At 31.6% G+C, this 13,150-nt stretch carries 9 protein-coding genes; 6 read left to right on the top strand and 3 right to left on the bottom strand.

Translation table 11 applies throughout. From position 1 onward, the window contains the following. Window positions 1-3 precede the first annotated feature (3 nt). On the bottom strand, window positions 4-1,014 hold the full coding sequence (locus tag J3477_RS18255) for an SDR family NAD(P)-dependent oxidoreductase (protein WP_206871377.1): 1,011 nt from the start codon (window positions 1,012-1,014) through the stop codon (window positions 4-6). Window positions 1,015-1,162: 148 nt separating this feature from the next. Between J3477_RS18255 and J3477_RS18250 the strand changes: the two genes are divergently transcribed. The 4 genes from J3477_RS18250 (at window position 1,163) to J3477_RS18235 (ending at window position 6,951) form a co-directional block, all read left to right on the top strand. Then, on the top strand, window positions 1,163-2,515 hold the full coding sequence (locus J3477_RS18250) for a glycosyltransferase family 2 protein (protein WP_206871376.1): 1,353 nt from the start codon (window positions 1,163-1,165) through the stop codon (window positions 2,513-2,515). A 13-nt stretch (window positions 2,516-2,528) separates the two neighbouring features. Next, a complete protein-coding gene (locus J3477_RS18245) occupies window positions 2,529-4,460 on the top strand; it encodes a glycosyltransferase (RefSeq protein ID WP_206871375.1) in 1,932 nt (643 codons plus the stop codon). Between the two features lie 356 nt (window positions 4,461-4,816). After that, window positions 4,817-4,996, top strand: a complete 180-nt coding sequence (locus J3477_RS18240) for a hypothetical protein (RefSeq protein WP_206871374.1) — start codon at window positions 4,817-4,819, stop codon at window positions 4,994-4,996. A gap of 344 nt (window positions 4,997-5,340) precedes the next feature. Continuing rightward, window positions 5,341-6,951, top strand: coding sequence for a DUF1593 domain-containing protein (locus J3477_RS18235; protein ID WP_206871373.1), 1,611 nt, complete (start codon window positions 5,341-5,343; stop codon window positions 6,949-6,951). Between the two features lie 406 nt (window positions 6,952-7,357). On the opposite strand, the gene J3477_RS18230 is transcribed toward J3477_RS18235, so the two are convergent. Together J3477_RS18230 and J3477_RS18225 are read right to left on the bottom strand one after the other, a co-directional pair. Then, window positions 7,358-8,146: a sugar phosphate isomerase/epimerase family protein gene (locus J3477_RS18230; RefSeq protein ID WP_206871372.1), complete on the bottom strand. Its 789-nt coding sequence runs from the start codon at window positions 8,144-8,146 to the stop codon at window positions 7,358-7,360. A 110-nt stretch (window positions 8,147-8,256) separates the two neighbouring features. After that, window positions 8,257-9,501 carry a helix-turn-helix domain-containing protein gene (locus tag J3477_RS18225; protein ID WP_206871371.1) on the bottom strand — a complete coding sequence of 415 codons (1,245 nt, stop codon included), beginning with the start codon at window positions 9,499-9,501 and terminating at the stop codon, window positions 8,257-8,259. Window positions 9,502-9,804: 303 nt separating this feature from the next. Between J3477_RS18225 and J3477_RS18220 the strand changes: the two genes are divergently transcribed. Continuing rightward, window positions 9,805-10,614, top strand: coding sequence for an SDR family NAD(P)-dependent oxidoreductase (locus J3477_RS18220; RefSeq protein WP_206871370.1), 810 nt, complete (start codon window positions 9,805-9,807; stop codon window positions 10,612-10,614). A gap of 56 nt (window positions 10,615-10,670) precedes the next feature. Then, window positions 10,671-12,974: a glycoside hydrolase family 2 protein gene (locus J3477_RS18215; protein WP_206871369.1), complete on the top strand. Its 2,304-nt coding sequence runs from the start codon at window positions 10,671-10,673 to the stop codon at window positions 12,972-12,974. Window positions 12,975-13,150: the final 176 nt, after the last annotated feature.

The raw sequence follows: 13,150 nt of genomic DNA, 5'->3' as shown, positions 1-13,150 counted from the left end.
CCCTTATATTAATTTATTCTTAATAAGAAAATCTAAAAGTTGTTCTTTTGTAAGATTAATGCTAGTGTTTGAAGATATTTCTCCGTATATTGCTTTGCCTTTTGCCAAATCAAAGATATTTTGTTTATCTGGGAAAATGGTAGGAAGTATAGAGTAATAGTCATCAAACTCAAAAGCCCTCTCGGCTTCATGAGTTGTAATAAGTTCCTCAAAGAGTTTTTCAGAAGCTAGTTTCTTTGTTATCTTTATTTCAATGTTTTTTGGATCTTTTGAATATATAGGAGCTAAATATTCGATTAACACTTCAGCAAGATCAACTATGCGAATACTTGGCATTTTTTTAATTAATATTTCTCCTCCAGTTGCTATTTCACTACTTTTTATTAAAAGGTCAACTGCATCATCAATTGTGCATATAAACCGGGTCATATCTGGATGAGTAACAGTTACGTAGTTTTGTTTTTTTATTTGATTTTTAAATAAATCGAGAACACAGCCTCTAGAACCAAAAACATTTCCGAAACGTACCGTTGTAAAAATTGTTGAATTTTCCGCAATGAAATTTGCTTGAGATATAAGCCTTTCACTGTAGAGTTTTCCAACACCCATTACAGTAGTAGGATTGGCAGCTTTATCACTGCTGGTAAATATGACTTTTTCTACATTATTTAAGGTGGCGCTCTTGATGATATTTTGAGTACCGATAACATTCGTAATAAAAGCCTCATGTGGATTATTTTCGCAAATACCAACAATTTTCATAGCAGCAGTATGAAAAACTATATCTATCCCTCTTAAAGCTGAGTTTATACTGTAATAATCTCTTATATCACCAATTATAAAACTAACCTTTGGATTTTGTTTAAAATAATAAAGTTCTGCTTCTTGTTTTTGTTCATCTCGGCTAAATATATAAATATGATTTATATCATAGTTTAATAGTTTATTTAATAATGCTTTTCCAATGGTACCAGTACCACCAGTAATTAAAATTTTTTTATTACTAAGATTCATTTCACATCCATCCTTCATAAGTTAGTAATATAGTATATGAAGTAAGAACTATTAGTGATAATGTTTTAAATTATCTTGTAAATATACACAATATATAAATGCATCCATATATTATCATTAGAAAGAGTTGTAGAAGGAGGAAGTTGAGATGACGCAATTATCAGATAGAAAGCCTGGACTTGTAAGTATTGTAATTGCTACTTATAATTATGGCCATTTTATAATAGATGCTCTTAATGGAATTGAAAAACAAACATATCCTCACATAGAGCTTATTATTATGGACGATGCTTCAGAGGATAATACAAAGGAACTTGTAAATTCATGGTATAAAAAGTGTAAATATAAATTTTCAAATTTTATTTATTTAAAACTTCCAAGAAATTGTGGAGCAGGTTGGGCTTACAATATTGGATTTCAGATTTCATCTGGAGAATATCTTGTAATACATGATGCAGATGATGTTAGCTATCCAGAAAAAATTAAGAAGCAGGTGGAATTATTAGAAGAACATCCAGATACTGCTATGGTAGGCACAGGATTTAGAACTTTTAAAGATAATATTCTTGAAAGCAAGGCTGGAAGTGGCTGGCTAAGCTTTAATTCAGATCATATAGAGAAAAATTATAAAAAGTATTTAAGACATTGCGTTGCTTATGGTACATTAATGTTTCGTGCTGCCATTCTGGAAGAGATTATAGGATGCTTTAAAGCCATTCCGGTTGGCAATGATATGTTTTTTGTGAATAATATAGTAAATCATGATTTTATCATTGAAAATATAAAAGAGGAATTGCATTATGTAAGAAAACATACAGGATCTATGAGTAGTCAAATACGTCATAAACAAGATATAAATGTGCTCAAGAAGAGAAAAGTTGTTGATGATCTTGTTAGTATAGTACTTCCAATTAAAAACAGTGGATCAACTATTTCCGATACATTAAAGAGTATTGGCGCACAGACCTATCCAAATATTGAAATTATCATAATTGATGATTGTTCCAATGACAACTCAAAAGAAGTAATTAATAATTGGTATAAAAGTTATAGAAATAACTCAAAGAATAAATGTATACAAGGTTTATTATATTTTAAACCTCCAAAAAAGGTCTGTTCTCCTTGGACATATAATATTGGAGCTTATCTATCCAGGGGGGAATATATAGCATTTCATCATGACAAAGGCTTAAGTCATCCAAAAAGAATACAAAAACAAGTAGAGTTTTTAAAGGATAACTTCATGTACAGTGCAGTAGGTACAAATTATGAGCCAGAAGGAACGATGATACGATATGATGATAAGATCGAAGACTCCTATATCACCGAATGTTTTAACTGCGTGAATATAAATACTCTAATGATAAGATACGAACAAATTCATAAAACAGCTGGTTTTAATAACTTAATGCAGGGTGCATGGGATTTTGAATTTATATATAGACTCTTAAATAATGGATATAAGGTACAAAATCTTAAAGATGTTTTGTACTTCCAATAAAGTGGGTGAGCTTATGAAACCATTAATTAGTATAGTAATGCCCGTATATAATTGTGAAGAATTCATGGAAGAAAGTATTAGAAGCATTTGTGAACAGACATATACAAATTGGGAATTAATAATTGTAAATGATGCTTCAGAAGATAGAACAGTAGAAAAAATATCTGAAATAAAAGATGAAAGGATTCATTTAATTAACTTAGAAGAGCACCAAGGAATTGGGTCGGCCTTTGCGAAAGGCTATAAATTTGCAAAAGGAGATTTTATTATAAGACATGATGGGGATGACATAAGTTTACCTACTCGTCTGGAAATTCAACAGAGTTATTTGAATGATAATCCGAAGATTGGGATGGTCTCATGCCTTATATCCTGTTTTACGAGAGATCCGTCCTTACGTAACGATTGTATTTTTATTGAGAGAATTCAAAATTATTATAAAGGTAATGAAGAAATTGAAAAATCAATTATAGCAGGTTTTTTACCGATAATATTTCCAACTTTAATGATTCGCAAAGAACTTATGGATAAAGTGAATTATGATAGTAAAAATTCTCTTTTTGATGATCAAACAGAATTATTATTAGAGTTGATTAAATTAAGTCCTGTAGAAAAGATAAATACTATTCTTTACTCCTATAGAAGACACAAAGATGCTTATCATTTTGTAAATCAAAAGGAATATACTAAATATACATGTAAACTACTTAAGGATCCTTCTATTAGGAATTCTTTTCAATTTAAGGACTTCTATAAGGATTTAAATTTTAATGTACAAAGGAAAATTAAACTGAATGAAAAGAGTAAACTAAGAGTATTAATGCTTATAGATGCATTGAATATTGGAGGAACAGAAACCCACGTTCTTAATATTACTAAAAGATTAATGGATATGGGAGTTTATGTGGTCATAGCAACTTCTGGTGGTCCTATGGAAGTAATAATGAAGTCCTATGGAATAAAAGTTATTAAAATTCCTATTGATGGTGATTATATATCGAACAAAAAAAAATTTGGTATGATAAAAATACTAAAAACTATTATTGATGAGGAAAAAATAAATGTCATCCACTGCCATTTATTTGCAAGCATGCAGCTTGCTAGCGAACTTTATAGGATGTATAAGATACCATATGTAGTTACTATTCATGGATTATTTTATCCTAATAATATTTTTTATTCTACATGTATTCAAGCCTCTAAGGTAATTGCAGTAAGTAAGCCTGTTAGAGAAATGCTGTATAATAAACTTGGAGACAAAATTAGAGATAAAATTGCTATAATTCCAAATGGAATTAGTAGGGATTTGGTTAATAATTCTCATACGGATATAGATATACGAGAAGAACTTAATATACCAAAAAGTGCAGAGATATTATGCTATTGCAGCAGGTTAGATTGGAACAAGACAAATGTAGCCCGTGTATTATTGTTTAGTTTCGCACAGCTATTAGAACACTATTCTAATATACACGTCATTGTTATAGGGGATGGCACTGGAAGAGAAAGCTTAGAAAAAGAAGCACAAGTAATCAATGAAATGGCGGAAAGAGAAGTTGTTCATATGATAGGTGCAAAAGTGAACGTAATACCATATTATCTTCAAAGTAGTATTATTATAGGAACAGGCAGAGTTGCATTAGAAGGTATGATGTGTGGAAAACCTGTAATTGCTATAGGTAATCAAGGATATACTGGAATTGTAACTGAAAGTACAAAAGACGTTCAATGGAATATGTATTTTGGTGATCATGATGCCCTTGAAAAGCCAAATGTTAAAAATTTATTAAAAGATATCAGGCATCTTTTAATTAGAAAGGAAAGGGCTATAACAATTGGTAGATGGGGAAAGAGTTGGTGTGAAAATATGTTTGATATCGATACTTGTGTAAAGGAAATTGCGAAAATTTATATAAATGCTTTAAATAATAAGGGAAGGTTATAAAATATCTAAGAAGTTATATTCTAGGAGGTTTAAAGAATTTAGGTGAAGAAGAAAGATTTAGTAAGTAGAATTTAGTGGATTTTGCCCACTCTGCTTTGCCGCCACCAATGAAACCCACGACAATAAAGAAATTTATTATCGTGGGTTTTTCCATTGTCATAGAGATTTAGAATAATTAAAGGTGAACTGTATCATATATGGAATAAGAATTTGAGTACAATCTAACTTCCCATATAATTTTTGAAATTACCATAAAACAAGTGTATAAAAATTAAAAAATAATTTAATAATAGAATATTCAAACTATTAAGAAAATAGTATAATTAGATAAAAGATATATAAAGGGGAGATGTTTTATGGAAAAATATAAAGACTATGAGATAATTGTTGTAAAGAATGATGAAAAGGATTACCCTTATAAATCAATTTGCAGAATAGGAGATAAAGAAATCAAACATAAAGGACAGAGTCAGACGCAAGCAATTGATTTTGTTAAGCAAAGTATTAGAAAGATGGAATTATTAAATGCGCTTTAGTGGTAATAGGGAAAGATATGATTATACAGGAGTTGAAAAATTTATCTTTTGATAATCAAAGGATATTGACAGGCTATAGGTGACATGATAATATAAAAAGTGTTAAGTAATCGATTACTGAAATTTAATAAGTACATTATTTTAGGATTGTAACTGGTAATGCAGGCAAGACCTAGATATTTCTAAAAGATAATTTTAAGAAATATTTAGGTCTTTTTTTATTAAATTTTTCTTTTCTTATTTAGTGCACATAGGTAAAGAAGATAATTTGAATAAAAAATAAGCAAATAAGAACAACAATAAAAAATAACTTTATAATAATTAGGCGTGAGGTGTAAATAATTATGAAAAAAGTATACAAAATATACTCATCATTATCTATGGTAGTAGTATTAGCACTTTCTATTGGTATGTTTACTGGATGTCAAAAAAGTAAAACTACAAAAGAGACGTCATCAAATGTAAAGCAAACACCTAAACAAGCAGAAAAAGCTCGTACTGTTATTACAACAGATGGTGAAGTAGATGATATGAATTCAGTAATTAGATTTCTTCTGTATTCAAATGAAGTTGATTTGTCTGGTATTGTTTTAACAAGTTCGATGTTTCATTATGCAGGAAATGAACAAACAGGAGATAAGCCATATAGATGGACTGGTACAGAATGGATTAATGAGCTAATTAATGGTTATGAGAAAATTTATCCGAATTTAAGTGTGCATGCTGATGGATATCCAAAACCAGAGTATTTAAAAGGTATAACTAAAGTTGGAAATATTAAAAATGCTGGAGAAATGGATGAAGTTACAGAAGGGTCTGAATTATTAAAGAAACTCTTCTTAGATGATGATAAAAGAAAACTTTATGTTCAAACATGGGGAGGTACAAATACTACTGCACGTGCGTTAAAATCTATTGAAGAACAGTACAGTAAGACGCCTGAATGGGAATCTATTCAAAAGAAAATAAATGATAAACTTGTACTTTATATTATTTTAAATCAAGATGATAGCTATAGTAACTATATTGCAAAAAAATGGCCTAATATACAAATAATTAATGATGCTAGTAATTTTTGGCGTTTTGCATATGCGTGGAAAATGAATCCGGAACAAGTAAATAATCGATTACAAGGCGATTGGTTATATAAAAATATTAAATCAGGCCATGGAGAATTGCTTTCTAAGTATGCCTTAATGGGAGATGGAAATTATATTAAAGGTGAACTTGAGGAAGAGCAAAGAGGTACTGACGCATATCTTCAAAAAAACCCTCAATACAAAAAGTATGACTTTATATCAGAAGGAGATTCACCATCTTTCTTATATTTAATTAATAATGGTTTAAGAAGTTTAGAAAATCCATCATATGGTGGTTGGGGTGGTAGATTTGAAGCTACTAGTGATAAGTTATCAAAAAATACAGCTTTAGATTATGATCCATATACAAAACAATACGAAGCAGAGTATTCTTTGATGCGTTGGTTTGATGATATTCAAAATGATTTTGCTGCAAGAGCCGATTGGGCTGTTGCGAAAACTTATAAGGAAGCAAATCATAATCCGACTTTGACTGTTAAGGAAGGTACTAATTTAAAAGCTTCACCAGGGGAAAAGATTGTCTTACATGCTGAGGGAAAAGATCCAGATGGAGATAAACTTTCTTACAAATGGTGGCATTATGCTGAAGCTGACACTTATGAAGAATCTAAAGTAGCAAAGAATAAAGTAGAAGAAACTAAAGTGCAAGGCTTCTTATTTAGTATTTCACGTAAATTAGCAACAGATGAAGTTGTAGATAACATTACTTTAGGTGGAAGCGATTCTGATACAGTTACATTTACAGTACCTAAAGATGCAAAATCAGGAGATACAATTCATATGATAGCTGAAGTACAAGATAGTGGTAAACATGCTTTAAAATATTATCAACGTGTGATTATAACAGTTAAATAGTTATTTTATTTAGATATTCCAGTCTAAAAATGCTTAGATTGGAATATCTTTTTTATGTCTGAGAAAGTGTGTAGAACTTGCAATTAAAGCAGCAAAAGATAGAAATATAAAGCATATAGTTGTTGCTACTAGCAGTAGGAGGAAGTGGAAAAGGTGCAGATACTTGTATAGTTGTGAGTCCATCTTTTGTAAATAGAATATTAGATACAAAGATACATGAGATAATATGTAAACCTAAGAGTTTTTAACTAAAATATATATAGGAGGGTGGATTTTAAAAATCACGCTTCGCCTCCACCAAAGAATTAAGTAAAGATAGGATATGTTCATTAGCACGTATCCCGTGCGCAAAAATACCGGATGTTTGCTATGTCCGGTATTTTGATTATTGCTTATTATTTATGTTTCATAGATTATAGTGTCTCAAAGCTTCCAGCCTTTTTGCTTTTTCAAACGCTTTCTGTAAAAATTCCTCTGCGGATAGATCTTTGTAATCCCAATTCATGGGTTCTAATGCAGTGCCACCTGAATAATTCGTTTCTGCAATTTTCTTCATGGCATTAGACCAATCAATCTTGCCGTCAAAAGGTAACTGGTGCTGAGCATAACTTCCACCATTATCATGTAGATGTATTGCCATAAGTCGTGAACCGTACATGGATAACAAATCGTAACCTGGATTGTAGTTGTGATGATGACAGCAGTCATAACAGAATCCAATACGCTGGGAAGCCACTTGCTCCAACACATAGATCAAATTTGAAAGGTTACGTACATTCTCTAGTGCAACATTTACGCCAAGCTTTTCAGCTTTCTCAGCGATTCTCTTAATTCTATCAAGCCCTAATAAGTTATATGGATTTTTTTCGTCAGGAAGATGAACCACCATTGTAGGAATCTCAAATTTGGAGCAATCTTCAACACATTTAAAATAGCAATCAGTTAAGGTATCTCCGTCTAAATTGTCAAGCCAGAGGTCGTTTTGGGTTTGGACTGGTGCGTGGATATTTTCAATAAAAAGGCCTGCTTCTCGTGCAATTTGTGGACCGTTACGGTAATCATTTTGGCCAAAGACGTCACGACCAAAGCCATTACTCCACCATAATAAGACACCATCAAACCCGGCTTCTTTTATTAGATGATAACGTTCCTTTATCGGCAATTCATAGCCAAACCAATCGTAAATAGTAATCATAAGCCAATTCCTTTCTTAGTTTAATAACTCAAAATTTAAATAAAAATCAAATCTATAAATGAATTAATAAAAGCTGTTGGATCATCTAATCTTTTTTCAGTCTCTAAGATTTAACTCTTATTTTTTCTATATTCTGAAGGAGTCATTCCTTTAAGCTTCTTAAACACTTTTGTAAAGTAGTTAAGATCATTAAAACCAACCATATAGGCTATGTCGGTAACTGATATGTTTTGATTTTCCATGATATATACTGCTTCGTTTATTCTTTGAGCATTAATATACTCTGTAATATTGTGTTTTGTTTCTTTCTTAAATTGCCTGGACAGCATAGTAGGACTAATATCTAGTGCACTTGAAATAGCTTCCAGGCTAAGATCACCGTCAAGATTAATTCTTATATACTCTATAGCCTTTTGGGTAAGATAATTAAAGTTTTTTAGTGACAGCTTCTTTACAGCTTTGCAATATTCTGAAGGCATCTTCACAATTAGTTCTGATAGCTGATTTGAGGTAGTAGTCTGCTCGATTTGCACTGCATATTTACCTGACATGCTGTGAATATCCATTGGGTGAAGCCCACCTTTTTCTGCAGCCTTTCTAAGAATAGTATTTAATACAAAAGCTAAATTCTTTCCTGTACGCAGTGGGTCATTAGGAACACGATCCTGCAAATCACGTGAGGTAATAGAAGATTTTTCGAATATTTCTTCAATTTTTTCAATATTACCTGTTTCAACAGCGTGAAGAAGCTCATTTTCATTTTTATAAATTTGTTCAATATAATCTATAGATTGTTCAGTGGTCTTTTTTAAAGTATCCTGTGAAATTGGGGTGACAGTTTGAAAACTATATTTTCTATCTCCTATACCAACACTATGGGACTCAATAAATTGAATATTAAGTGCGCTGTAGGAAAGAGATTCAGCGATAATCTTGGCTTTATAAGTACTGATCAGTGGAAGAGAGAGATAGTATTGCTTAATTGTGTTTTTCAGTGAGATTGAAAGCTTATTCTCAAAGATTATATTTTCAATCATTAATATATTAGGTTCTTCAATGAGATAAGGACCTACAATAATATTACCAAGATATTTGTTGTTACTGCATACTTTAACGGAGATAAAGTTGGTCATATAAGAGGTTGAATGTAATAAGGCATCCTCATCAGAATTATAATCATGCAGACTTAATATCTCATTCACATTTTTCCAATAAGGTCTTAGGATTTGGGGTACCTGAGTATGGCCATATTCAAAGAGAACGTTTGACGACGTATCAATAAAAGTAACATCCATATTAGTAAGGTTAAGTGTAAATTTGCAGATTTTTTCAATTGAAGATAGGTATTCAGGCATTTCAATACATCCTTTCGCTTTTGTAAATTATATATATTATAACCTATATCAAAGAGTGTAGAAAATATGTGAAGGTCGAAATTTTACTAAAAAAGGTGATATATTACGAGTGTGCAAAAGTGTTTTAATATATTATTGATTTAAAGAGTCTCTGATATAGATAAGTAACTCTATAATTAAGCTTATATTTTTAAAGTTATGCTATGAATCCAGCAAAGTTTTAAAAGTAGTTTTAGGTATAGAGTTATCTATCTTTATAGGAGGCTATAATATAGACCGGTGTTGGGAGTGAAAGGATAAAATATGAAAGTAGCAAATAAAAATATAGTAGTTACTGGTGGTGGAAACGGTGTAGGAAGAGAGTTAACTCTTAAACTATTATCGAAAGGTGCAAAGGTTATAGCAATTGATGTAAACCAGTTTGCGCTTCAAGAAACCTTTAGAATCTCTGGTAAAAACCCAAATTTATTAATTCGAGTTTTAGACATTACAGATAAAGAGTCTGTATTTAATTTTGCAGAGGAAATTGTTTCCTCATTGGGTCACATTGACGGTGTTATTAATAATGCAGGTATCATACAGCCTTTTATTGATTTAAAAGATTTAAAATTTGAGCAAATTGATAGAATTATGAACGTCAATTTTTTTGGGACCTTGTATATGACAAAGGCATTTCTAAATCATTTATTGACTAGACCTGAAGCTCATATAGTAAATGTTGCAAGTATGGGAGGATTTTTTCCGTTTCCAGGACAGAATTCATACGGCGCTTCAAAGGCGGCGGTAAAGCTAATGACTGAAGGTTTATACTCAGAATTATTAGGGACAAATGTACATGTATCTATTGTATTCCCAGGAGGGATAGCAACAGATATTATGAAAAATTCAGACATTACTGATAAGGCTGCCTCAGATTCAGAGAAAAACTCTAAATTACTATTATCACCAGCAGCAGCAGCTTCAAAAATCATAAGTGGAATGGAAAAGAACAAGTATAGGCTCTTTGTTGGTAAGGATTCTAAAATTATGAACTTTATGTATGGAATCAACGCAGGTTTTGCAACTAGATTAATCAAACGTGTCATGGGTTCAAAGATGAGTATGGAAGCTTAAGATAGATTGCAACAATTGGTATTTGAATATAAAGGTTAACAAGGAGTGTGGACTCTATGAGAAGAGTTATTAATATTAACGATAATTGGAAGTTTATAAAACAGCACAATGAGCAGTTAATGAATAAGGAATACAATGATGAAAACTGGGAACCTGTAAATTTGCCTCATACCTGGAATGCAATAGATGGTGCAAATGGATGTGATTTTTATAAGGGGACATGTTGGTATAGAAAAGAGTTTTCTGTTGACGCATTGTCTGAAGGAAATAAAGTTTTTATAGAGTTTGAAGGTTCTAACAGTATTACTGATGTTTATGTAAATGGTAAGCATTTAGGGCAACACAGAGGTGGATATTCTACCTTCAGATTTGATATAACTGACGCTGTGGAATACGGAGGTAGAAACATATTGGCTGTGAAGGTGGACAACACAGTAGTAGACGATGTATATCCTCAGATGGCGGATTTCACCTTCTATGGAGGAATTTATAGAGATGTAAATATCATAATTACAAATAACGTTCATTTCGATCTTATGGATTATGGTTCAAAAGGGATATATATTGTTCAACAAGACGTAACGAAAGAGAGAGCTTCACTCGTTATAAAGTCAAAGTTAGTAAATTCAAACGATGAAGAGAAGAAAGTAAGACTTTGGGTAGATATTTGTGATTCGGAAGGTAAAATCGTAACTTATGCAGCAAAAGAAGTTATAATACCTGCTGGTGAAACAAAGAAAGTTGACATGCCTGTTATAATAGAAAAGGCAATACTTTGGAATGGAAGAAAAAATCCTTATTTATATGAGGCCAAAGTTTCTATGACAAGTTATAATGACAGAGTTGACGAGGTATCAATTCCTTTTGGAGTGAGATACTTTAAGGTTGATGCTGAAAAAGGCTTCTTTTTAAATGGTGAACATCTTGCCTTAAAAGGGGTTTCAAGACATCAGGATAGAAAAGATATGGGCTGGGCAATAACAGAAGCGGATCAAATAGAAGATATGGAACTGATTAAGGAAATTGGAGCTACTTCAATAAGGCTTGCTCATTATCAACATAGCCAATTTTTCTACGACTTGTGTGATAGAGAAGGTATGGTAGTATGGGCAGAAATACCATTTATATCAACTATGTCAAAGGAAGAGCTAGAGGGTATAAACGCAAAACAGCAGATGATAGAATTGATTAGACAGAACTTCAATCATCCATCAATTATGTTTTGGGGAATACAGAATGAAATACAAATTGGTGGTGAAAGGCCAGAGGTAAGGAAGCTTGTAAAGGAACTTAATGAGCTTACTAAAAAAGAAGATCCAACAAGATTATCTACCATGGCCAATGTTGCCTTTGTTGGTGAAAATGATGAGTTTAACTATATTACTGATATATTAGGATATAATCAATATTTTGGATGGTATAGCGGTAAAGCAGAAGATTTTTCAGAGTGGATTGATAACTACCACAAGATTAATCCTAACGTAGCTTTATGCATATCTGAGTATGGTGCTGAAGGGATTGTGCAGTATCACAGCAGTAATCCTGAAGTAAAGGATTATACAGAAGAATACCATTCTTTACTGCATGAAAAGGTTTGGAGTATTTTTAAAGATAGACCTTTCCTTTGGGCAACCTATGTTTGGAATATGTTTGATTTTGGTGCAAATATAAGAGACGAAGGTGGAGTAAAGGGAAGAAACAATAAAGGTCTTGTAACCTACGACAGAAAGATTAAGAAGGATGCATTCTATATGTACAAGGCTCATTGGAGTGATGAGAAATTTGTTCATATAACAAGTAAAAGGTTTGTAGACAGAGCTGAAGATAAAATAAACCTTAAGGTTTATTCCAACTGTGATTCGTTAACCATTTATATAAACGGAAAAGAACAAGAAACAAAAACTAATTGTGATAAAGTCTTTATTTTTGAAAATGTTGCTCTAAATGATGGTATAAATTCTGTAAAAGTTGTAGGTGATTCTAGTGGTATTGTTTTAGAAGACTCTGCAATTTTTAACAAGGTAAATGAGAATAATAAAAGCTATGAAGCTCCAGTAGGGGACAAGGGAAAATCAGCAGAGAATTGGTTCCAGATGCCAGATCTTAGTGATGTGGAAATAGAAGCAATTGAGATTTCTGACGATGTGTACTCAACTAGCTGCACTTTTGGAGAACTTATTAAAAATGAAGAAGCTAAAGCTGTGCTTAGAAAGTATCTGGGAAAACTTGATGAACATCCTTCTTTTGCTATGACTATGGGAATGACAATCGATAAAATCTCTACCTTGGCAAAGGAAATTTATAATGAAAAAATGATGTATATACTTAATAGAGACTTAAGTAAAATTAAAAAATCCTAGATAGTTGAAAAGAGGCTCTAGAACTATGAAAGCCTCTTTTCTTCGAGATAAATAGTTTAAGGAAACCATCTGTATCTAGCACTTATAAGGGCTAGAATAGAAAAAATAATAGGTAATCCGTATTTTGCTATTCTAGGCAAGAAATTACGAGAAAAAGAAAACGATTTAATGTATTA

Origin of the sequence: Clostridium zeae, assembly GCF_017312485.1 — a bacterium.
Classification (GTDB): domain Bacteria; phylum Bacillota; class Clostridia; order Clostridiales; family Clostridiaceae; genus Clostridium_AR; species Clostridium_AR zeae.
This window is presented reverse-complemented; position numbering and strand designations above follow the sequence as displayed.

Bases quoted from the DNA above. Each gene is read 5' to 3' on its own strand.
- J3477_RS18215 (WP_206871369.1), top strand. From the start codon at position 10,671: ATGAGAAGAGTTATTAATATTAACGATAATTGGAAGTTTATAAAACAG.
- J3477_RS18220 (WP_206871370.1), top strand. From the start codon at position 9,805: ATGAAAGTAGCAAATAAAAATATAGTAGTTACTGGTGGTGGAAACGGT.
- J3477_RS18225 (WP_206871371.1), bottom strand. From the start codon at position 9,501: ATGCCTGAATACCTATCTTCAATTGAAAAAATCTGCAAATTTACACTT.
- J3477_RS18230 (WP_206871372.1), bottom strand. From the start codon at position 8,146: ATGATTACTATTTACGATTGGTTTGGCTATGAATTGCCGATAAAGGAA.
- J3477_RS18235 (WP_206871373.1), top strand. From the start codon at position 5,341: ATGAAAAAAGTATACAAAATATACTCATCATTATCTATGGTAGTAGTA.
- J3477_RS18245 (WP_206871375.1), top strand. From the start codon at position 2,529: ATGAAACCATTAATTAGTATAGTAATGCCCGTATATAATTGTGAAGAA.
- J3477_RS18255 (WP_206871377.1), bottom strand. From the start codon at position 1,014: ATGAATCTTAGTAATAAAAAAATTTTAATTACTGGTGGTACTGGTACC.
- J3477_RS18240 (WP_206871374.1), top strand. From the start codon at position 4,817: ATGGAAAAATATAAAGACTATGAGATAATTGTTGTAAAGAATGATGAA.
- J3477_RS18250 (WP_206871376.1), top strand. From the start codon at position 1,163: ATGACGCAATTATCAGATAGAAAGCCTGGACTTGTAAGTATTGTAATT.